This window comes from Nostoc mirabile CHAB5784, assembly GCF_020829645.1.
Taxonomy (GTDB): domain Bacteria; phylum Cyanobacteriota; class Cyanobacteriia; order Cyanobacteriales; family Nostocaceae; genus Nostoc; species Nostoc mirabile.
Map to the genome: position 1 here is coordinate 143,132 of NZ_JAIVFS010000002.1, position 20,949 is coordinate 164,080.

Sequence of the window (20,949 nt, forward strand, 5' to 3'; positions counted from 1 at the left end):
TAAACCATTCCCCGTATATTAACTCACAACTTTCAGAATCAGTATGACGAATAACCCTACGTCTCCCATAGAAGCTGTCAATGCTGCCATTCAAAGCCACAATCCATTTATCAACGCTGGGATTGTCAAAGAACAGGATATTTGGAAAAAAAAATCGCCAGATGTATCTACCTTAAATGCCCATGCTTCTGATGCAGTTTTTCGAGCAATTGAATTAGTGCGAACAAGTCAATCTAGTCAAGACAAGGTGACTTCAATTGCTATAACTGCACAGCAGGGAGTTGGTAAAACCCACCTCCTTAGTCGCATTCGTCATCATCTCGAAAAACAAGGTGGCGCTTTATTCGTCTATGCGGGCGGTAATAACTATACAGATTTAAATCTGGTTAAATACCAATTTCAGCAAACCTTGGCAGATAGTCTAAGCAAAACTGGTAGCCAAGAAGTAATGCAGTGGCAGGAAGTAGCCGCAGCGATGGTAAACGAAGTTAAAACTGATAATTCCTCCACTCCAGCAGAGTTAGTCAAAAAATTTGACCGAGTGTATGCAAATAGGTTGGCTAAAAATAAAAACTTAATTAATGCTCTGCAAAAAGAAGTTCTCAAAGCTAAAACTAATGCAGATCCTTATATTCTTCGGGCTATTTTGTGGACGCTTTCAGAAACTCAAGCACCTTTTGCAATCAAATGGTTATCTGGTGAAGAGTTAGCTCAAGTTAATGCTGATCAGTTGGGACTACCTAATCCTAGCAAAACAAATCAAGATAGAGAAGCTGAAGCTCTCAAGAATATTCAGCAAATTTTAAATTTGGTTAGTTACTATAACCCAGTTATCATTTGTTTTGACGAAATAGATGTTATTAATCATTCTACTGATGATGGAGTACCAACAGCAATCGTAATTGCTAATTTGGTTAAAATTCTCCATGACACTCTCGAAAATTCTGAACTTAGTCAAGGTGTTGTTATTCTCACAGTGATGTTACCTGAAACATGGATACATAAAGTCAATTCAATGCCAGGTGGTACGCCTGATAGAATTTCAAAATATACACAGCGAAAACCAGTAGAGTTACAACACGTTAGTGGCGACTCAATGGTTGAATTAATCACTGTTTGGTTGAAAGAATTTTATAGCGCGAAAAGTTTAGTTCCTCCTGATCCACTCTACCCATTTGAAGAAAGTAAGCTGACGGAATACGGCAAAGTAAGTAAGCCAAGTGTCAGGGAAGCTCTACGATGGTGTGCAGATAATTTTAAGATTTATGAGGAGCCGCTTCCATCTGATCCATTTGATAGATTTGAACTGGCATTGAAAAGGGAAAGTAAAACAGATATTGGAGATTATCTAGAGAATAGTGACCTAATTGCTGATGCTATCTATTTTGGCTTTGAAACGTTGAAAGGTCAGACTTTAGAAGGAATAATGATTGAAGAAGTTACAAATGATATCCAACCCAAGACATACTATACAAAGTATATAAACTTCAAAGTTATCGCAAATGAAAACGGCAAAAAAGTAAAAATAGGTGTGGCTGTAATCCAGTCTTCTCAAGTTACATTAACCGCAGGATTAAAATGGTTAATTGACTACGAAAAGTATGACATTACTCGTGGCTGTTTAGTTCGTTCAAAATCCAAGATAAAACAGATGAATAATAATTCATCTGCATATAAATTACTTGATGAGCTTGTATTAAAAAGAGGTGGAGAACACGTCGATTTGATAGAGGAGCAAATTCGCCCACTTATAGTAATTTTAGCTGTTTATCAAAAGCGCCTGAATTATCAGTTAACAGAAAAAGATATTTTTGATATCCTTTCCAAAAATAAGATTACGTTTGATAATCTTTTACTCCGAGAAATTTTAAGTAATCCATCTGGTAATATTCCTATGCCTGATGATGAAGACTACGATCCTGACGGAATAAGTGAATTAACAGATCCGTCTAGTACAAGTGAAACAGACGACTCAGACGACGAATTCAGCGAGTTGTAATTAAACATGAATGAATCAATTTTGATTTATAACGCTCTGTGTCTACCTGCTCCCGATATTGAAGCTTTAATACAAGGGCGAATGATTACAGTCATGCCTCGTAAATTGCTTAATACTGGGCAGAAATTCGCACTTTATCCAGTTGAACATTCAGCAAATCAGCTTTCAATTGAGCAATACTACCGCTCAAATTTTTTATCCATTGCTCAAAGTGCATTGGCACAATTAGCTACTCAGGGTATTTTGTTACAACCTAAGCAAATTAGCTTACTTAAAAACGAGGGACGGTTACAATTACCCCTCTTATCTCATGAGACAGTTTCAATTAAAGCTTGGGCTAAATGTGAGCGTTGCCAAATAGTTGATAGAACTAACAATTTAGATATTTTGTCTCAGCTAACAATATGGAAACCAGAAGCATTTGAAGCAATATTACAGAACCAACCGCATATTTTTTTGGCTTACTTGCGAGTTTATCATTTACCTCAATTATGTGAAGTTGCAGCTAATGCGAACATTCAAGAAAAATTAGGTAAATTTGTGGGTTTACCTAATATTAGTGTTTCTGAAGCCAAGCCAGTATTAAACGATCGCACCTTCGCCCAACGCAAACACCAGTTAGAAAAGCTAGAACCCCCTCTGCATCCTGAATTAGAAGAATTGCAGAGTGCGATCGCATCCCTAACCATTAGCCAACCAGCAGCCAAACAATTAGACGACGATATCAAAATATTTTTAGGTTGGAGTAGCGATAAACCAACTAATTCATTAGATTTAGACTTACCTTGGATTCATAAAATTGCTGAAGTTGGCAACTCTAGCGACGGACATACATTTGAAAAATTGGTTCGTAGAGGATTACTAAAATTAGGCTTTACAGGTTCAGGCTTAAATCCAGATGCAACTGGTGGCGCAGGAGGTATGGATTTTTACGCTGAACAACCTTATCCAATAGTAGGAGAGTGCAAAGCAACTAAAACTGAGAAAGTTACTGATGGTACACCTGCACAGTTACTCAAAATAGGTATGAACCATCTTGGTAAATTTCAGTATGACAATTCTATTAAGTTAATTGTAGCCGCCGGAGAACTAAATTTTTACGCCTTAAGAACAGCTACCGAAAATCAAATGAATGTTATTAGCCCTGAAACACTGCAAAAACTAGTTGAACTGCAAGCATACTACAAAAATTCTATCAACTTATTAGAACTAAAAGAATATTTGCAACAAGCTCCTTTTGGTCTAGCTGAAGATAAAATTAATACTTATATCGATAAAGTGAGACAATCTATAAAGTTGCGATCGCACATTATCCAGCTTGTCAAAAACTATTTAGAAAACTCAAGTATAAAATCTGCTGGTGTTGAAGCTCTACATGGTGTGTATTTCGGCTCACATCCGCCACAGCCAATAAGAACAGCAGAAATGCACGAAATTCTGATAGAACTTTCCTCACCCTTAACAGGCTATTTAGGACGAATAAAAGGCAGTGATTGGAATAGCGATCGCTTTTACTTTCTCCGGGATTTACCTGTTAACTAAAGATAGTGAAATAAGTTTATTTTTTACCTATGCTTTATCTATGTATCTGCTGTCCATTTAAAAATAACTGCGATCGCAGTTATCCTAAAGTTAATATACCAGCCTGATAATTAACCACCAACGGCAGAATTTTTAACCACTCTGAACCTAACAAAAATTCTGTAATTTCATCCCCTGCATAAACAGGGATTTCATACTCTTGTTCGTTTAATATCAACTTGCCTAAATATATTTTAAACAAGGTTTCACCCTGTGCAGTTCGCAAAATTTCCTTACCAATATAAAACCAGTCTAGACTATCTAAATCTTGTTTGTTAATAGCCAGTAAACCTGTGAAACCAGTATCTAACATGGCATCCACAGGCAAATTTAATCCATCATCAGTTATTAAATCAATTTCAAAAAATAGTTGACCCTTTTCCCCAAATTTACCCTGAATCATATTGTGCCAGTGGTTCCCGTTTCATTAAAACAAAAAACACAGTGGTCAGTATTTGGGTATTTTTCAAGGGCTTTTTTATGAGCTTGCATTTTATCTGCATCAATCAAGTAATCACCACTATTTGGCTCTACTGCAATATACCAGCCATAGTGTTCCTGAATAAAATCGGGACTTACACGCTCAAAAATTTCCCGACAACGGCGATAAAATACCTCATCTTCAGCTTTGCGTCTAGCAAGTTCTTCTGGTGGTAAAGTATGCTCTGGAAAAATTCTGCCTCTACGTGCAGGTTGCTTTGCAGTTGATTCAGTCATAGTAATTAGCCTTATTTGTTAATGCTGCCTTAACTTTATTTTACAGGAAGACAAAGGCGATCGCTTTTACTTTCTTGGCGATTTACCTATTAACTAAAAATAATATAATATATCTCTTTTCTTACCTTCGCGCTCTTCGCGTCCAACTCTTGGAGACGCTACGCGTAGCTTGCTTCTCCGTAGGAGTATGCGGTTCGTTTAAAAATAACTGAACTGCGTAGGCGTAGGCATCGCAGTTATCCCAAAGTTAATATACCAACCTGATAGTTAACCACCAATGGCATAATTTTTAGCCATTCTGAGCCTAACAATACTTCCGTAATTTCATCGCCCACATAAACATTAATTTCATACTCTTGTTCGTTTAACAGCACCTTGCCTAAATAAATATCAAATCTTGATTCTCCTTCAGCAGTTCGTAGAGATTCCTCACCGATATAAGCCCAATCAAGACACTCTAAATCTTGTTTGTTAATAGCCAGAAAGCCTGTAAAACCAGTATCCAACATGGCATCTACAGGCAAATCTAATCCATCAGATGTAATCAAATCAATTTCAAAGAATAGTTGCCCATTATCCCCAAAGTTACCCTGAATCATATTGTGCCAGTTGTTCCTGTTTCATTTAGACAGAATACACAATGTCTACTATTTGGGTATTTTTCGAGGGATTTTTTATGAGCTTGCATTTTATCCGCATCAATCAAATAATCACCACTATCTGGCTCTACTGCAATATACCACCCATAGTGTTCCTTAATCAAATCGGGACGCACACGCTCAAAAATTGCCCGACAACGCCGATAAAATAATTCATCTTCAGCTTTGCGTCTAGCAAGTTCTTCTGGGGATAAAGTGCGTTCTGGAAAAATTCTACCTCTACGTGCAGGTTGTTTTCCAGTTGATTCAGTCATAGTAATTAGCCCTATTTGTTAATGCTGCCTTAACTTTATTTTACAGGAAGATAAAGGCGATCGCTTTTACTTTATTGGCGATTTACCTGTTAACTAAAGATAGCAAAATATATCTCTTTTCTTACAAAAAATGCTTAACTGAACTGTATTGTGTTTTAAGAGTCCTTTTAATTACGAATTACGAACTTGTACTGAGCGTCTTGCCTTGAGCGAAGTCGAAAGGAGCCGAAGTATTACGAATTATACAGTGAAGCATCCTAGACTGAAGATATATCTTCTATCTAGGATGCTTCACAATAAAAAATTGTTGCTGATACAACAATTAGGGACAAAATGTGATATTTAGACTAGAGCTATCAGCTAGCAGAAACGGTTAAACTGTCGGGTTTCTGAAGATCACCTTGCAAAACCACACCTCGCTGATTGGCATGGATATGACGCAAAATCTTGTAAATTGCCTCAACTTGCTCTGATGCGCCTGCTTTCTTTGCGAGTTCGTCAAGAGAAATGGGAGCTTTTTCTTTTTGCAGCACTGCTAACACTCGTGTTTGCAAATCGAGAATGGAGGCGGCTGCTTTTTTGCCAGCTTCTACCCCTGGCTGATGGTAGGCGTTGACGTTGACTAAGCTAGCGTATAAACCAACAGCACGCTCATACAAAGCAATTAATGCCCCTACAGTTCGGGGGTTAACTTGGGGAATCGTGACTGTAATCGAATCGCGGTGATTTTCATAAAGCGCTTGTCGGGTTCCTTGGAGAAAACCGGAAAGATAATCGCCTGATGTAACTCCTGGATCTATTTCAGTAGATGGGCCTTGACGATCTTCCAACACTTCGATGAAGGTAGCAAAGAAATTCGCTACACCCTCACGCAACTGCTGGACGTAAGCGTGTTGATCTGTTGAGCCTTTGTTGCCATAAACGGCGATGCCTTGATGGACAACGTTGCCGTCTAAGTCTTTTTCCTTACCCAAGGATTCCATCACCAGCTGTTGCAAATAGCGACTGAATAAAAATAAGCTGTCCTTGTAAGGTAGGACAACCATATCTTTTTCGCCCTTTCCATTACCTGCAAAGTACCAAGACAAAGCAAGCAAAGCTGCTGGGTTATTTTTCACATCTGGGACGCGGGTAGCGTCATCTATTTCTTTTGCACCATCTAGCATGGCACGAACATCAATGCCTTGTAATGCGGCTGGTACTAGCCCCACAGCAGACATTTCTGAGGTGCGTCCTCCTACCCAGTCATACATGGGAAATCTGGCCAGCCAACCTTCGTCTTTGGCAAGTTTATCGAGGTTGCTATCAACGCTGGTAATTGCTACCGCATATTGAGCAAACTCCAAATTGTGTCCGGCGTAGGCTTTTTTAACTTCAATCATGCCGTTGCGAGGTTCCGGTGTTCCTCCAGATTTGGAGATTACCAATACCAAAGTGCTGGCGAGGCTATTTCGCAGATGATTGATAACGCGATCAATACCTGCTGGATCGTTGTTATCGATAAAGTGAAGTTTCAGGGGCGGGAAATCAGGAGCAAGGGCTTCAGCGACGAATTGGGGGCCGAGGGCGGAACCACCAATGCCAATGGAGATAATATCCGTGAAGCGGCTTGCTCTGGGAGGATGAATAGCACCTGTTTGGACTTTTTCCGCAAAGGCTTCGATTTGTTCTAGGGTTTGGACAATTTCTTGTGTAAGTTCTGGAGTTGGCGCTAAATCAGGATTTCGCAGCCAGTAGTGTCCAACCATGCGATTCTCGTCAGGATTTGCGATCGCACCCTTCTCCAGTTGAGCCATATCCGCAAACGCCTTGTCAAACTTCGGCTGCAACGAATCCACGAAGGCATCATCGAACCGGATTCGACTTATGTCTAAGTACAGTCCCAATCCCTCGTGGAAATATAACCAGTTTTGGTATCGTTGCCAAAGTGCCCTAGCATCCATAGGGAAATCTCAAATAAAGTGTTTTTCAAAACCAGTTTAATGTAAGGTTATAGCGATCCCTGCCTAGCCTTATACAGTTTACAGTTTTAAGTGTTCCCTTGACTCTTCACTTTAAACATCTGGCATAGGGATGACACGCAGAAATTTCACAATTTCACCCCGAATTTCTATACCAATCAGGTAATTATCGAGGGTAAAGCGGTGAAAAATGCCTTCACTATCAAGCTGTCGCAGTTCTTTTAAATCGCTCAACTGCCACTTTTGGGCTAACTCAGTAAACACAAAATCATACACCCGCTCGTAGGCGGCAGGTTCTAAATTTTTCAGGTCTAGCAAAAAAGACCTTGCATAGCGCATTTCCAGACTCACTAGGCGTTACCTTAACCAAAACTTGAGGGGCCACTGGCACTAGAAAAGAAAGCGCTGCTGAATCAGAAAAACATCAACAGTCGTACCGCTTCTTCATGGGTTAAGATATCCCACGGTTGCTGCGATCGCTTGACTTGTTGTATCGCTTTGAGCATATAAAAGTCACAATGTAAAGCTTCGAGAACGTCCCAAATGTTTTGCAAATCGTCATCGGCTAACTGCTCGATTAAGTGATGCATTCTCAGTCGCAGCAAATTCATACGTCAATTATTCCTTAGTGGAAACACCAACAATAAATAGTATTCCCAAAAATTAGCTCCGCTCAAGCTACGCTAAAATTTATTCGCAAAGGGCAGAGAAGCGTCTGGGAACTCGAATGTTGAGCCTCTGAGAGGTTGTTTTAAAAGTGTTTGGCTGTAATTTTAGGTACTTATTGATCCCCCCTAACCCCCCTTAAAAAGGGGGGAACTGGAATCAAAGTCCCCCTTTTTAAGGGGGATTTAGAGGGATCTAGAACTTTTTATACCGACAAGGGGACTTTTAAAACATCCTCTGAACTCGAATGTTGAGCCTCTGAACTCGAAGGTTGAGCCTCTGAACTCGAAGGTTGAGCCTCTGAAATCTAACTCTTGTCTCCTGATTCTCGACTTTTAATATCAAATCCTGTAGCATCTGAATGATTAAAAAACCGCAAAGACGCTGAGGGCGCTAAAAAAGAGGAAAGAGCAATAATTCCGATACAAAGGGATTTTATATAACTCCTAAGTGTGAGATATTGCACCAGTCGCAAAAACCGCCATAGGTTAGAAACCTATGGCTAATAGCTTAAGTCCTCTCAAGAGGACTAAACTCGATTAATAGCTGGTATCCATGACAGTCCACTTAAGTGGACTTAGGCTAAAAGCCTGTGAAATTTATTTCTTGGCGGGAGATTGAGCAGGTGCAAGATGCCCACCCTACAAGATTGGATAATTTATTTGTTAGAAATTCCTAACTCCTGTACAGACGCGATTAATCGCGTCTCTCTAACTCCTGTACAGACGCGATTAATCGCGTCTCTCCTAACTCCTAAACATGGTTGACTATCTCATTTTCTTAGCAATTTCTACAGCACTTTTTGCCCTATTCGCACTAGGACTCAATTTACAGTGGGGCTTTACCGGGTTAATTAACTTTGGTCATATTGCTTTCATGACCCTTGGAGCATATACAACGGTATTGTTAAGCTTAAAGGGTGTACCCCTACTGATATCAGCAGTAGCTGGAGCAATTGTCGCCGCCTTGTTGGGTTTGATAATTGGTTTTGTAACTCTACGCTTACGGGAAGATTATCTAGGAATTGTCACCATTGGTACGGGTGAATTAATTCGTTTGGTGGTAAATAATCAGGAATTACCTGTGGGTGACACCTGGATTTCTGGGGCGTTTGGTGTGCAAAGTTATCCTATACCCCTATCTACAGAGCCGAATTTGTTTGTCAGATTTGTGATGATTGGGCTTTTGACACTGTTAGCTGCTATAACTTTCTTTACGTTGTGGCAATGGATTCGCACCACTCAAATATCTCGGACTACTGATTTAGGTAAAAGGACAACTAGCAAACAAGAATTTATATCACGCTTGAGTGTGGGAATTGTTTTAGCAGTTTTGGCAGCAGCGATTTATATTTCTGGGGTAATCGGACTGTATAATTACAACCCAAAAGCGGGTTTAATGCTGGTGTTGCTGTTGGTTTTAGCATTTGTATACTGGCGCTTAGAAATTTTGGTGCGATCGCCTTGGGGTAGAATTCTCAAAGCCATCCGTGAAGATGAAGAAATTCCCAAGGCGCTGGGAAAAAATGTCTTTTGGTATAAATTACAATCTCTCATGTTAGGGGGTGCGATCGCAGGTATCGCTGCTGCTTTCTTTGCTTGGCAACTGGGCGCTATTTACCCTGATAATTTCCAACCGCAGATTACCTTTGACACTTGGATTATGGTGATTTTAGGCGGTTCTGGTAATAATGTTGGCACAATCTTAGGTGCGGTAATTTTCTTTGCTTACGATGCACTGACGCGGGAAGTCTTACCCAGAATCGTCCCCCTTGATGAAGCCCGTTTGGGTGCATTTCGGATCATGGTAATCGGACTAATTTTGATGGTACTGATGATTTGGCGTCCTCAAGGCATTCTAGGGAAAAAGGAGGAACTCACTCTTGGTAAATAACCAGTCACCGCCACTTCCCCTTTTGGTAGCCACTGGACTTTCTAAAAGCTTTGGTGGTATCAAAGCAGTTAATGAGGCGAAAATCGAAGTTGCTAAAGGCAGCATTACGGGCTTGATTGGCCCCAATGGTGCTGGTAAAACGACTTTATTTAACTTACTCTCAAACTTCATTCGCCCAGATAGGGGACGAGTGATTTTTGACGGCGAACCAATTCACAATTTGCAACCATATCAAATCGCCCAGCAGGGAGTAATCCGTACTTTTCAGGTTGCACGGACTCTCTCGCGGTTGTCGGTGTTAGAAAATATGCTGCTGGCGGCGCAAAAACAAACGGGTGAAAATTTTTGGCAGGTGCAGTTGCAACCGCACGTTGTCGCTAAGGAGGAAAAGCAACTGCAAGAACGGGCAATGTTCCTGTTAGAAACAGTGGGCTTGGCAAAAAAAGCACACGATTATGCTGGTGGCTTGTCTGGTGGACAACGCAAACTGCTGGAAATGGGGCGAGCGTTGATGACTAATCCCAAGTTAATTTTGTTGGATGAACCGGCTGCTGGTGTGAATCCGAAACTGATTGATGATATTTGCCATCGCATTCTCACTTGGAACCGCCAAGACGGCATGACCTTTCTGATTATTGAACACAATATGGATGTGATTATGTCATTGTGCGATCGTGTTTGGGTACTTGCTGAAGGACAGAATTTGGCCGACGGTACACCAGCAGAGATTCAAACTAATCCAAAAGTTTTAGAGGCTTATTTGGGAAAATAAACTTATATGAAATGCCCAACTAATCTTGGGTAAAAGACAAATTAGTATATGCCCAAGAAAATTAGAGAACTGAAAAGTTTATTACTGCGATCGGGGTTTACCTATAAATCGGCGAAGGGAAATCATAGCAAATGGATACATCCAAAATTATCTAAAGCTATTATCCTTGCTGGTAAAGATGGTAGTGCAATACGGTTCGGTTAAGATCCCCCCGCCTACGGCGACCCCCTTAAAAAGGGGGTAAATAGGAGGAAAAGCCCCCCTTTTTTAAGGGGGGTTGGGGGGATCTCCGAGAGCCAAATATACTAACCGAACCGTATTGGATGGTAGTGACGCTAAACTATATTTAGAAAAGCAAGTTAATGAAGCACTTGAAGAATTAAATAAGATAGAAGCAGAGGAAAAGGAGGAACCAGAAGCATGAAATATACCATATTAATTCAATGGTCAAATGAAGATGAATGTTATGTAGTTTCATTACCTGATTTTCCAGAGATTATACAGCCTTGTACTCATGGAGACACTTATGAGGAGGCTTTAAAAAATGCTCAGGAAGTTTTAGAAATGTTAATCGAATCGTACTTAAAAGATGGTCAGCCTTTACCAGATCCACAAACATTAGGTAAGTCTTTAAAAGTGGCTTAATTGTCACCTTTAACTGCCAAAAAGATATGACATTTCTATATTATGGATGTCATTATGTCCTTGTGCGATGTCTACGACGGGCTACGCCTACGTGTTTGGGTACTTGCCGAAGGACAGAATTTGGCAGACGGTACACCAGAGGAAATTCAAACTAATCCCAAAGTTTTAGAGGCGTATCTAGGGAAATAATGTGGTTTGAAGTTTCGACTGACCATATATTGGGTAATAGATATTACCTTTAAATCGGTTTGAAAGAAAGTTGCATACGGCGTCAAATCTTGGGAAATTTGGCTCGTCTTAAAATCGAATCCAATATCTTAGTGGAAAAAGCTTTTTATGTCAATGATGACAGTCAGAGATTTAGAGCAAGTTCAAACCGCTTTTACCGAAGCAGGTTTAGATTACCAGCTGGAACTCGAAAATGGGAAAATTTCAATTATGGGCCCGTCAGATATTGTATCCAGCGAAATCAGTAGTCGTCTCATCGCCTTTCTCTTTGCTTGGATAAATCCTCGTCGCTGGGGAAGAGTATTTGATTCTGCCGGCGGTTTCATCATGCCAGATACAAACCTCAAAGCACCCGATGTTTCCTTTGTTCGCGCTTCCCGACTTCTCCAAAGTCCTCGTTACTTTGGAGAACTTGTCCCTGACTTGGTGGTAGAAGTTAAATCTCAGAGTGATAAAATTAAACTTATAGTAGCCAAAATTCTGAAATTTATAGAACTAGGAGCGATCGTCGGCATTCTGATTGATCCTGATGAAGAGACAGTTACAATTTATCGCTCTACAGGCGAACCTATAGTTTTAGAAAATGGCGAGATTTTAACTATCCCAGAACTTTTTCCCGGTTGGGAATTGCCCGTTACTGAATTGTGGCCTCCTATCTTTACCGAGGAAGAAACACAAATTTAATTTAGTGAAGGACTTTGGTAGCTACTGAACCGCATTATCACTATTACCAATTAAATTGGCGAATCCACAAACATCATTACGAATTATTTTAATCTTCATTATTTTCTGCAAAATTGACTTGCTCATAAAGGTCGCGCAATTCAATTTCAAAATCAACCGTTTGCAGTGATAAAATTGCAGATTCATGTTCAAATTCAGTAAATAACCATTGACTTTCCGCAGTTTTTACATACTGCATCACATGATACTGATATTGGTCAATTAAAATATATTCCTTGAATTCTGGAATAGAGCGATAATAAAGAAACTTATCGCCTTGGTCATAATTTTTAGTCGATTTAGATAAAACTTCAGCAATTAACATCGGGTTCATAACCGTTGTTGTGCTGGTTCCTGTATAAATAGGTTGTCCCTGAATTACCATCACATCAGGATACGTATGCTGCCGATAACGGGGTATCCACAAACGCACATCACCAATATAAACATCATAATTTTTACGCCTTAAAGCAATTTTTAAGGATGCAGCTAAATTCAAAGCAATTTTATTATGATTTGTAGTGCCACCCGTCATCGGTACAATTTCTCCATCACGGTATTCGCTTTTATATTCTGCTTTTTCTTCAATTTCTAAATACTCTTCAGGTGTGTAATAGAATTTTTGTGTTTCTAACTGCATAAATATACGACCTATGATTGTGCGGTTGCTTCTTCATCTTTCATATCTATGTTATACGCCAATAAACCCCATTCTCTCGCTGCATTAACTGGCAAGCAATCAACTCCCGTCGCAGGGTGGCGCAGTCAAGATGGTAGCGTTTGAGAATGTCATTTACCAGGCGTTCAGGATAGTTGACTCCTATATCAAATTGGTTTGCTAACCACTTGAGAATTACTAGACGCTTTTTCCGGCTAGCAGGAATTTCTTTGAGGCGTTGAGTATCACCCTCGAAATAGTTTTTCAACACTTTGCTTTCCCAAGCCTCAGTATCCACATCCTCAATCAAGGATGCTATTTTCTCAGGTGTAAAAATTTCCTTGCTAATGCTTTGCAAAGCCTCGCTATCCAATTGATATAGACGGCTGTTACCTTCAGGACGCATTGTCACCAAATTTAGCTCTTTAAGTTTCGCTAAATGATGAGATACCGTCGGTTCCTTGAGTTGCAGTAGCGCCGCCAATTCTTCGACGCTGCACTCCTGATTCGCCAGAATACCTACAATCTTCAATCGGCTATCATCCGCTAATGCCTTGAAAAAGCGCAGTAAGATGTTAAATTTCCCTGGTTGCATAACTAACTTCTAATTAGACATGTATCTAATTAGAAGTATATCTAATTGAAAAGCTCAGATCACCGAGTAGGGGATCTTACTTGTTGTTCAATTTAACTAAACTGTTCCTCTGCATCGAGGTTAAATAACATTTGCAGAGTTTGCATACAGCGCCGTCTAGCTTCCACATCTTGCTGCGATCGCAATTGCACCATTGGGTCATGTAAAATTTTATTGACAATTCCCCGTGTTAATGCTTCAATCACCTCTTGATGTTTTTCAGCGAATTCCGAACCCAATCTCGACAAAGCTTTTTCTAACTCTTGTTCGCGGATGGTTTCGACTTTATTTCGCAGACAGCTAATAGTAGTTACAGTTTCAAGAGAGCGCCACCAAATATCAAAGGCTTCCACTTCTTCCTCTAAAAGTCTTTCTGCTTCTTGTGCAATCTTCCGACGGCTTTCGTAGTTTTGCGCCACTACAGCCTTCAAATCATCCACATTAAACGCTTGCACATTTTCCAATTCATTTACATCCGCATGAACATTACGCGGCACAGAAATATCAAATAACATTAAAGAGCGCTGAACTTCTAAAACCATTTCCAACTTGGCACGGTCAAGTATTGGCTCTGTTGCAGAAGTGCTTGTAAACACTAAATCGCTATTGGCAATTAGGCTCATCATTTCCGATAGCGGATGAATTTCGATCGGCTGTTGAGGGAACTGCTTCGCTAATTCTTGGGCACGTTCACGAGAGCGATTTACAATACTAATTTGCACAGCACCTTTAGAAAGTAGGTGTTGCACCAGCAGGCGCGACATTTTCCCAGCGCCTAGAATTACCACTCGACAAGCAGCTAAATTTGCCACTTTTATCTGCGCTAACTCTACAGCTGCCGAACTGATAGAGACAGCGCCAGTACCAATACTAGTTTCAGTGCGAACCCGCTTCCCAGCTGTCAGCGCTTGTTTAAATAATCGATTCAAAATGGTTTTTATACCGTTATATTGCTGTCCCAGTTTGTGAGTAGTTTTCACCTGAGCCAAAATTTGACCTTCCCCGAGTACCAGACTATCTAAACCACCTGCTACCCGCATAACGTGCATTACTGCATCATCATGTAGCAGCATAAACAAATGCTGTCGCAGAGAAAGCACGGGTAATTTACTGTATTCCGCAAGAAACTGCGTTACTTCCCGGATACCTTGGTCTGTTTCACTGGTAACAATGTAAATTTCCAGGCGGTTACAAGTGCTAAGAATTGCAACTTCGTCAATATGGGGATAGCTGGCCAGTTGAGCGATCGCACTTTCAATTTGTGGTTCTGGAATGCTCAGTTTTTCCCGGACTTCTACAGGGGCTGTTTTATGGCTTAACCCCACCACTGCTATATTCATTTGCTAAATCGTAGTTACTAGTTGGTAGTTGAAAATAGGGCATTGAGTGAGAATAGGGAATGGGGAATTTTTGTTTATTGGTTGGTAGTTATCCCCAGCAATAAACAACTATTAATCACTAACTACTAACTACTAACTACTGTAAGGGTAAAGCATTTTGATGATTATTTTTCCGTTTTAGAGAAAGATTTATTTCCAAATGCTTCGCCCCTACTTTTACCATTCCCCATTCCCTAAAAATTAGTTCAGTTGGAGAACTTTTGGTTCACCAAACAAGTGAATTGTGTCAACAAATCGAGCAGTTTTCGACTGGTTGGAAATAACCAAGCTTTGAGTTCTTGCCCCGTCTTTGAAGAAACGTACACCTTGCATGAGATTACCACTGGTAATGCCGCTAGCAGCAAACAGAATAGTTTTACCAGATGCTAGTTCATGAGCATCATAGACCTTATCGGGGTCATTGATATTCATAGACTTTAAGCGATCGATATTGGCTTCTCTGCTTTCTCCAATCAGACCTGTTTTTACTACTGCGGGGTCGTAGATCAGTTGACCTTGGAAATGTCCACCCAAAGCACGCATTGCTGCTGCCGAGATTACACCTTCAGGAGCCGCACCGATACCCATCAGTGCGTGGATATTAGTTCCAGCAAAACCACAGCTTATAGCTGCACCCACATCACCATCTGAAATTAGGGCGACTCTCGCTCCAGCCTCACGGATTTCTTTAATTAAATCGTTATGGCGTTCGCGCTTCATGACTACTACTACAAGTTCATCAATACCCCGGTCTAAAACCTCAGAGAGAATCTTCAGGTTTTCCGTGGCTGACTTGTTGATGTCTACCTTGCCCTTAGCTGCGGGAGGTGCTGCTAACTTCTTCATGTAAAAGTCAGGAGCAGCAAATAATCCACCCTTTTCAGAAATTGCCAAGACAGCCATCGAACCAGGTTGTCCATAAGCTACTAAGTTCGTACCTTCACAGGGGTCAACGGCGATGTCAATTTCAATTAATTCATCAGGGTTACAGAGAGCTTCGGCATTTGGTTGGGTACATATACCAACTTCTTCCCCGATGTATAACATAGGCGCGTCGTCGCGTTCGCCTTCCCCGATCACAATGCGACCGCGCATATAGATTTTATTCATCCGCTCCCGCATAGCTTCCACAGCTACCTGGTCAGCGATATTTTTTTCGCCTTTACCCATCCACTTTGCGGATGCGATCGCGGCTTGCTCTACTACTTCAATAATCTCTAGCCCAAGTGTATTTTCCACAGAGTTTGCCCTCTCAGCTGCTTGAATTTGCGTCGTTTCATCTGCCTATTTCAGTTTTCAAGTCTACCAAAGGGCGGATACACCTGGAAGAAAGTTAAGTTTTACTGCTAACTCGTTGAAAAAGTGCCAGTTAACACATCCTCATTTTTTACTCCTAACTACTCCAGTATAAAGCGTGTTCAAAAGCAAGTAGTAGCCTGCCAAAACAACTATGCGGGGTTAAATAACGAACCGCAGAGGCACAGAGAAGCCAGTGCGCCCTTGCGGTTCCCCGACTTGTTCGCGCAGCGTCTCCCCTTGGGAGAAGCAACTGGCGCGACACAGAGAGAAGGAGAGAAAGATTCTAAAACTAGCTTTACTAAGCATTGTTACTATGGTTGACTACTAGTTAAGAACTAGCACAAATAGGTAGCAGTGTATATCTAGAAGTTTGCTTTTATTCAGTGTTTATCTTTAGGTATAAGATAATAAAGAAAAAAAGCTGGTGAATTTACTAAAAACTGAAAAACGAGGCGCAGAGTAAAAAGCTTGTCAAATTAAGAGGTTAATCGTGTTTATCGACTACATCACACTCATGTTGATCAATATGGTAGCTGGGCTATTTCTTCTGGCTGACTATGTGTATCGTGGTATAGATAGTTCTAATCAAAGACAGTGGATTCCTGGTTTTGGAATTACGGGTGCGATCGCACTCACAACTGGTTTACACATGAGCTTTACCTGGCCAGTAATGGGTAGCTTTAACATTGCCTTTGGTGAGACAAGTGTCTTATTTGGAATCTTGTTTGTTGCGGCTGCGGTTTCTCTTGCTCAAGGTTGGGATTTATTGACAATAGCAATTTATGGCTTCTTCGCTGGTGTAGTTGCGATCGTAGTAGGTATCCGCATCATCAACTTGAATATGACAAAACAACCGCTTTTGTCAGGAATCGGCTTTATTTTAACTGGATTAGGTGGTATTTTTGCAGCGCCAACCCTCTATTGGAAAACCAATCGAACTTGGCGGCTAATTGGTGTAGCAGTGCTGATAGTAGCCGCTCTAATTTGGGCATTGACTGGATATTTGGCTTACTGGAGTCATTTAGAGGGTTTCCAAAAGTGGGTTCCAGCGCCGATGCGGTAAGCAATAGACCTCTTGCAAAAGTCCCTAATACACCCCACCTCTAACCCCTCCCCGCAAGCCTACGGTGTACACACAAGTCTGAAGTTGTTCTTTGAATCTGGGTTTTACCCCACCCTAACCACTGCTTGAATTCAATGAACGATACCTCCAATTCAATAAACGACCACCCGAAATCAATAAATGACCACCCGAAATCAATAAACGACCACCCGAAATCAATAAACGACCACCCGAAATCAATAAACGACCACCCGAATTCAATAAACGACCACCCGAATTCAATATATTTATTGCATAAATTCTCAAAACCTCACTTGAAACCTGATTTACTAAGGTTTTAGCTTTAGTTTTACCCCACCCTAACCATCACTGCGATTAAGTAGGTAATCTTTGGGATTTAAGAAGAAATTCGACTTGTGTGTACACGGTAGCCCCGCAAGCGGGGAGGGGAGCGTTTGCGTGAGCAAATGCGGGGTGGGGTTCTTTATTTTTGATTTATGCAAGAGGTCTAATGATCTAGGCTAGAGACACAGTTAAAACCTTGCTTAAGAAAATATGCTGGACTTTCTTAATCCCCTTTTAAATCGCCATCCAGAGCGAGTCAAAGCCAACGTCGAACTTTACACATGGCAAACTTGTCCTTACTGCATTCGTGCCAAAATACTCCTGTGGTGGAAAGGTGTAAATTTTACCGAATATAAAATCGACGGCGACGAAGCAGCCAGAGCTAAAATGGCAGAACGCGCTAACGGCCGTCGTACTGTACCGCAAATTTTTATCAATAACCAGCACATTGGCGGCTGCGATGATCTTTATCAACTAGACACACAAAATCAACTCGATCCTCTTTTAGCCCAAGCCGCTATTTAGCTTCAGATTTCTAGTCCTTGTGATTACCCCCATTTTTGTAACAGTTAAAGTATTGCAGTGACACACATCCCGCCTAGAACTTAAGTTCTAGGCTAATAGCTAAAGTCCACTCAAGTGGACTGAAATTCTTGTTTAGTCCTCTTAAGAGGACTTTAGCTATTAGCCTTGGAATTTATTCCAAGGCGGGATAACAACGAAGCGGATATTGTCAAATGTAAATAATGACAAGACTTCTAGTCTTCGGGCTATATACTTTTTGTTTCTCGTAGGATCGGTGTCTTGCACGTCCAAAGGCAAGCATAATTTTAAAATTTTTATGATAAGAATATGCTAACTAAATACACAGATTATGTTATACATCAACAATGGATGAGTTATGCCCTAGAATTAGCAAAAGCAGCAGGTGATGCAGGTGAAGTCCCTGTAGGTGCTGTTATCATTGATTCAACAGGCAAATTGCTAGCACAAGGAGAAAACAGAAAAGAGCGCGACAAAGACCCCACCGCTCATGCAGAAATTCTCGCTCTCAAAAGAGCTGGAACAACTTTACAAAACTGGCATCTTAATGAATGCACCCTCTACGTAAATCTCGAACCTTGCCCAATGTGTGCAGGTGCTATCGTCCAAGCGCGTCTAGGACTACTTGTATATGGAGTAGACGATACAAAAACTGGCGCAATTCGTACAGTTATTAACATACCCGATAGCGCTGCTTCTAATCACCGCTTACAGGTAATCGGAGGCGTTCTAGAGTCAGCTTGTCGTGAACAATTACAGGCTTGGTTTGCTACTAGGCGGCGTAAGGTAAACTAACGGACAGAGGTAAAACTGTCCATCTAGTACCATACAAGTTACGCAAGAGAATCTACGGTGTAACTAATCAGACTTTTCGTTAAATTTTACCCGTCAATCAGCTGCATCCGTCATCATGGAATTTTACTCTTCATCCGATACCTGCCAGCAGACACCAGCAAATCATCAGGTGGCTGATACTACCTCAAGGGTTTCTCCTTGGTTAAGTCCTCTGGCATATTTATTAGGGCGTCACTGCCTATTACCATTATTCTTTGGGCAAATTAGAATAACCGGACAAAAAAATATCCCTAGAACTGGGCCTGTGATCTTCGCGCCTACTCATCGGGCACGTTGGGATGCATTGGTCGTACCCTACGCTACGGCTGATTGTCGGAGAGAACAAGACTTGCGGTTTATGGTGACTATTGACGAATGCCAAGGTTTACAAGGCTGGTTTGTCCGACGTTTGGGGGGGTTTGCTGTAAATTCTAAGCATCCGTCAATCCGCACGCTGCGACATGGAGTTGAGCTACTTCAGCAGCAAAAAACCCTGGTCATTTTTCCAGAAGGTAACATTTTTCGTGATGGCCAAGTTCACCAGTTGAAGCCAGGAATTGCTCGTCTTGCTTTGAGTGCTGAATCTAGTTATTCCGGGCTGGGAGTGAAAATTATACCCATAGGCATCAATTACAGCCAACCTTATCCAAATTGGGGTACAGATGTGAGTATTGACATTGGCTCCCCAATCAGAGTAAAGGATTACATGAGTGGCTGTATAAAACAAGATGCCAAAAGCATCACAGTTGATTTAGCAAAGGCACTGCAACAGTTAAGCCATCAAGAAACAAAAATTACTAATCGCGCATTTGCAGAAATTACTAATTCTTGATCTCATTAAACGTAACCTCTAGTTTTACCCTTTTAACTGCTTCGAGCTTCTAGCATCTGTACTTTCTCAACTAATGTTGCTATGATCTTCTGCTGCTCTTTCACTACTTTAGTTAGTAGAGTTACAATATCCATTGAACTCACTCCTTTTCTGCCAGACGTTGCCACCAAAGAAGGCACATCTTCCGCGATAAATCCCAGATGCAGATTTTTGTCGCTATCTGCTTTGTAATTGAACTTAAGGGGGTTGAGGTTTTCTAATGTCTCAAAAGCTTCTGAACTGGAAAGCTCGGCAACATTCTCTTTTAATTCTCTCGATGAAGCCGTTATAAAATAATAAGCCTTAACGTTACCGACAACCTCCAACTTCTCCGATGGCTTTACTGTCCCGATGCCAATGTTGCCACCAGGTCGGATAAACAACCTCCCATCAGCTACACCTGTCTCAACAAAATTTAATCCGGGATTATTTCCACCCACGTTTTGATTGATGTGCCACCTTAGTGCTCCGTTTGGGTCCTCGAAACTGATCAATTCTTCCCCGACACCTCTTGCTCGAATCGCCAAAGGCCAGAAAGGAGTTCCCGGACTTGTTGTTCCAATACCAACACTTCCCGACACAAAAAGATTATTGAAAAAAGTCCCAGATGGCTGTGCTTGTGCCCGTCCATTTGCAATTAAGCTAGTAATTATATTTGCGAAAACGAAACCACCAGTGAGTCCGGCAATTTGACGACGAGAAAGATTATTAGACATTTTTTACTTCTAAGCTCCTGCACTAGTTCAACTTTTGCAAGCATCAGTAATTTAACATCAATCTATACTGGCTTAATCAGAATATTTATTGAGATATATCCAGATTTTTCACAAAAAATCAAGCTATATTAAAGTTCAAAAACTAAAAAAATAACTGCCGTATACTCACATGTCAAAAATAAAAGTCGATGGCAGGGAAGCAGAAGTTCTGATTTAAGGAAGGCTGAAGCTTCTGAATTCTCTTTGCGTCTATGCTAGTTGAGACTAGGAAGCGTGATATTTGTCATGTGGCTTGCTAGAGTTTTAATCTTGCTTTGAGAAAACTGCACTGTCAAATATCAAACCTAACCTGAGATAATTATTAGGAAAGAAAGTCGGTAGGCGTAAGGAAGGACAGTTGGGAACTCTATTAAACCGATTTTTAGTCTAAATCAGAGATACTTAGGATGTAGCTTTGCTTTGTCGAAGACCAAAACAGAGTTAAGATACCCGAAGTTTCCATAACTTTT

Annotated in this window: 25 protein-coding genes and 1 pseudogene; 14 read left to right on the forward strand and 12 right to left on the reverse strand. The window is 40.9% G+C overall.

The annotated features are described in order from the left end of the window. Positions 1 to 43: 43 nt before the first annotated feature. A complete protein-coding gene (locus LC653_RS02505; RefSeq protein ID WP_229492442.1) occupies positions 44 to 1,999 on the forward strand; it encodes a P-loop NTPase fold protein in 1,956 nt (651 codons plus the stop codon). A 6-nt stretch (positions 2,000 to 2,005) separates the two neighbouring features. Further along, positions 2,006 to 3,541: a DUF1802 family protein gene (locus tag LC653_RS02510; RefSeq protein ID WP_229492443.1), complete on the forward strand. Its 1,536-nt coding sequence runs from the start codon at positions 2,006 to 2,008 to the stop codon at positions 3,539 to 3,541. Positions 3,542 to 3,620: 79 nt separating this feature from the next. Here LC653_RS02510 and LC653_RS02515 read toward each other — a convergent pair whose 3' ends face one another. From LC653_RS02515 to LC653_RS02545, 7 genes are all read right to left on the reverse strand, one after another. Continuing rightward, on the reverse strand, positions 3,621 to 3,983 hold the full coding sequence (locus LC653_RS02515) for an aspartyl protease (protein WP_229492444.1): 363 nt from the start codon (positions 3,981 to 3,983) through the stop codon (positions 3,621 to 3,623). Then, the gene (locus LC653_RS02520; RefSeq protein ID WP_229492445.1) at positions 3,980 to 4,297 is read right to left on the reverse strand and encodes a hypothetical protein; all 318 of its coding nucleotides are present in this window, start codon (positions 4,295 to 4,297) and stop codon (positions 3,980 to 3,982) included. Before LC653_RS02520 ends, LC653_RS02515 begins: the two co-directional genes overlap by 4 nt. A gap of 236 nt (positions 4,298 to 4,533) precedes the next feature. Next, positions 4,534 to 4,896 carry an aspartyl protease gene (locus LC653_RS02525; protein WP_229492446.1) on the reverse strand — a complete coding sequence of 121 codons (363 nt, stop codon included), beginning with the start codon at positions 4,894 to 4,896 and terminating at the stop codon, positions 4,534 to 4,536. Beyond that, positions 4,893 to 5,210 (reverse strand): hypothetical protein, encoded by a 318-nt coding sequence (locus LC653_RS02530; RefSeq protein ID WP_229492447.1) that lies wholly within the window; start codon positions 5,208 to 5,210, stop codon positions 4,893 to 4,895. The genes LC653_RS02525 and LC653_RS02530 overlap by 4 nt, the downstream gene beginning before the upstream one ends. Positions 5,211 to 5,566: 356 nt before the next feature. After that, a complete protein-coding gene (locus LC653_RS02535; RefSeq protein WP_229492448.1) occupies positions 5,567 to 7,153 on the reverse strand; it encodes a glucose-6-phosphate isomerase in 1,587 nt (528 codons plus the stop codon). Between the two features lie 111 nt (positions 7,154 to 7,264). After that, complete coding sequence (locus LC653_RS02540) at positions 7,265 to 7,522, reverse strand: cytotoxic translational repressor of toxin-antitoxin stability system (protein ID WP_229451202.1); 258 nt, start codon at positions 7,520 to 7,522, stop codon at positions 7,265 to 7,267. Between the two features lie 62 nt (positions 7,523 to 7,584). After that, complete coding sequence (locus LC653_RS02545; protein WP_229473409.1) at positions 7,585 to 7,782, reverse strand: hypothetical protein; 198 nt, start codon at positions 7,780 to 7,782, stop codon at positions 7,585 to 7,587. A 687-nt stretch (positions 7,783 to 8,469) separates the two neighbouring features. Here LC653_RS02545 and LC653_RS46095 point away from each other — a divergent pair. The 7 genes and pseudogenes from LC653_RS46095 to LC653_RS02575 all read left to right on the forward strand — a co-directional run bounded on the left by LC653_RS46095 (position 8,470) and on the right by LC653_RS02575 (position 12,059). Beyond that, on the forward strand, positions 8,470 to 8,604 hold the full coding sequence (locus LC653_RS46095) for a hypothetical protein (RefSeq protein ID WP_267922942.1): 135 nt from the start codon (positions 8,470 to 8,472) through the stop codon (positions 8,602 to 8,604). Further along, a complete protein-coding gene (locus LC653_RS02550; protein ID WP_229492449.1) occupies positions 8,597 to 9,730 on the forward strand; it encodes a branched-chain amino acid ABC transporter permease in 1,134 nt (377 codons plus the stop codon). The genes LC653_RS46095 and LC653_RS02550 overlap by 8 nt, the downstream gene beginning before the upstream one ends. Beyond that, positions 9,720 to 10,502 carry an ABC transporter ATP-binding protein gene (locus tag LC653_RS02555; RefSeq protein ID WP_229492450.1) on the forward strand — a complete coding sequence of 261 codons (783 nt, stop codon included), beginning with the start codon at positions 9,720 to 9,722 and terminating at the stop codon, positions 10,500 to 10,502. The genes LC653_RS02550 and LC653_RS02555 overlap by 11 nt, the downstream gene beginning before the upstream one ends. A gap of 48 nt (positions 10,503 to 10,550) precedes the next feature. After that, positions 10,551 to 10,706 (forward strand): type II toxin-antitoxin system HicA family toxin, encoded by a 156-nt coding sequence (locus LC653_RS02560; protein ID WP_229492451.1) that lies wholly within the window; start codon positions 10,551 to 10,553, stop codon positions 10,704 to 10,706. 216 nt (positions 10,707 to 10,922) lie between these two features. Beyond that, positions 10,923 to 11,147 (forward strand): type II toxin-antitoxin system HicB family antitoxin, encoded by a 225-nt coding sequence (locus LC653_RS02565; RefSeq protein ID WP_229492452.1) that lies wholly within the window; start codon positions 10,923 to 10,925, stop codon positions 11,145 to 11,147. A 42-nt stretch (positions 11,148 to 11,189) separates the two neighbouring features. Continuing rightward, positions 11,190 to 11,336, forward strand: a pseudogene (locus tag LC653_RS02570) (ABC transporter ATP-binding protein C-terminal domain-containing protein); the annotation flags it as partial. A 147-nt stretch (positions 11,337 to 11,483) separates the two neighbouring features. Next, positions 11,484 to 12,059, forward strand: coding sequence for a Uma2 family endonuclease (locus tag LC653_RS02575; RefSeq protein ID WP_229492453.1), 576 nt, complete (start codon positions 11,484 to 11,486; stop codon positions 12,057 to 12,059). Between the two features lie 88 nt (positions 12,060 to 12,147). On the opposite strand, the gene LC653_RS02580 is transcribed toward LC653_RS02575, so the two are convergent. From LC653_RS02580 to glpX, 4 genes are all read right to left on the reverse strand, one after another. Continuing rightward, a complete protein-coding gene (locus LC653_RS02580) occupies positions 12,148 to 12,738 on the reverse strand; it encodes a Uma2 family endonuclease (RefSeq protein WP_229492454.1) in 591 nt (196 codons plus the stop codon). Positions 12,739 to 12,784: 46 nt separating this feature from the next. Beyond that, on the reverse strand, positions 12,785 to 13,351 hold the full coding sequence (locus tag LC653_RS02585; protein ID WP_229492455.1) for a DUF2087 domain-containing protein: 567 nt from the start codon (positions 13,349 to 13,351) through the stop codon (positions 12,785 to 12,787). A gap of 92 nt (positions 13,352 to 13,443) precedes the next feature. After that, positions 13,444 to 14,730, reverse strand: a complete 1,287-nt coding sequence (locus tag LC653_RS02590; protein ID WP_229492456.1) for a glutamyl-tRNA reductase — start codon at positions 14,728 to 14,730, stop codon at positions 13,444 to 13,446. A gap of 240 nt (positions 14,731 to 14,970) precedes the next feature. Continuing rightward, a complete protein-coding gene (gene glpX / locus LC653_RS02595; protein ID WP_229492457.1) occupies positions 14,971 to 16,008 on the reverse strand; it encodes a class II fructose-bisphosphatase in 1,038 nt (345 codons plus the stop codon). 123 nt (positions 16,009 to 16,131) lie between these two features. Here glpX and LC653_RS02600 point away from each other — a divergent pair, with 123 nt between their 5' ends. From LC653_RS02600 to LC653_RS02620, 5 genes are all read left to right on the forward strand, one after another. After that, positions 16,132 to 16,389 (forward strand): hypothetical protein, encoded by a 258-nt coding sequence (locus tag LC653_RS02600; RefSeq protein WP_229492458.1) that lies wholly within the window; start codon positions 16,132 to 16,134, stop codon positions 16,387 to 16,389. Between the two features lie 169 nt (positions 16,390 to 16,558). Next, positions 16,559 to 17,131, forward strand: coding sequence for a DUF981 family protein (locus tag LC653_RS02605; protein WP_229492459.1), 573 nt, complete (start codon positions 16,559 to 16,561; stop codon positions 17,129 to 17,131). Between the two features lie 555 nt (positions 17,132 to 17,686). Beyond that, positions 17,687 to 18,001, forward strand: coding sequence for a glutaredoxin 3 (gene grxC / locus LC653_RS02610; RefSeq protein ID WP_229492460.1), 315 nt, complete (start codon positions 17,687 to 17,689; stop codon positions 17,999 to 18,001). Positions 18,002 to 18,328: 327 nt separating this feature from the next. Beyond that, positions 18,329 to 18,814 carry a tRNA adenosine(34) deaminase TadA gene (tadA, locus tag LC653_RS02615; RefSeq protein ID WP_229484453.1) on the forward strand — a complete coding sequence of 162 codons (486 nt, stop codon included), beginning with the start codon at positions 18,329 to 18,331 and terminating at the stop codon, positions 18,812 to 18,814. Between the two features lie 115 nt (positions 18,815 to 18,929). Continuing rightward, positions 18,930 to 19,685, forward strand: a complete 756-nt coding sequence (locus LC653_RS02620; protein ID WP_229492461.1) for a lysophospholipid acyltransferase family protein — start codon at positions 18,930 to 18,932, stop codon at positions 19,683 to 19,685. Positions 19,686 to 19,717: 32 nt separating this feature from the next. On the opposite strand, the gene LC653_RS02625 is transcribed toward LC653_RS02620, so the two are convergent. Continuing rightward, positions 19,718 to 20,440 carry a tail fiber domain-containing protein gene (locus tag LC653_RS02625; RefSeq protein WP_229492462.1) on the reverse strand — a complete coding sequence of 241 codons (723 nt, stop codon included), beginning with the start codon at positions 20,438 to 20,440 and terminating at the stop codon, positions 19,718 to 19,720. Positions 20,441 to 20,949: the final 509 nt, after the last annotated feature.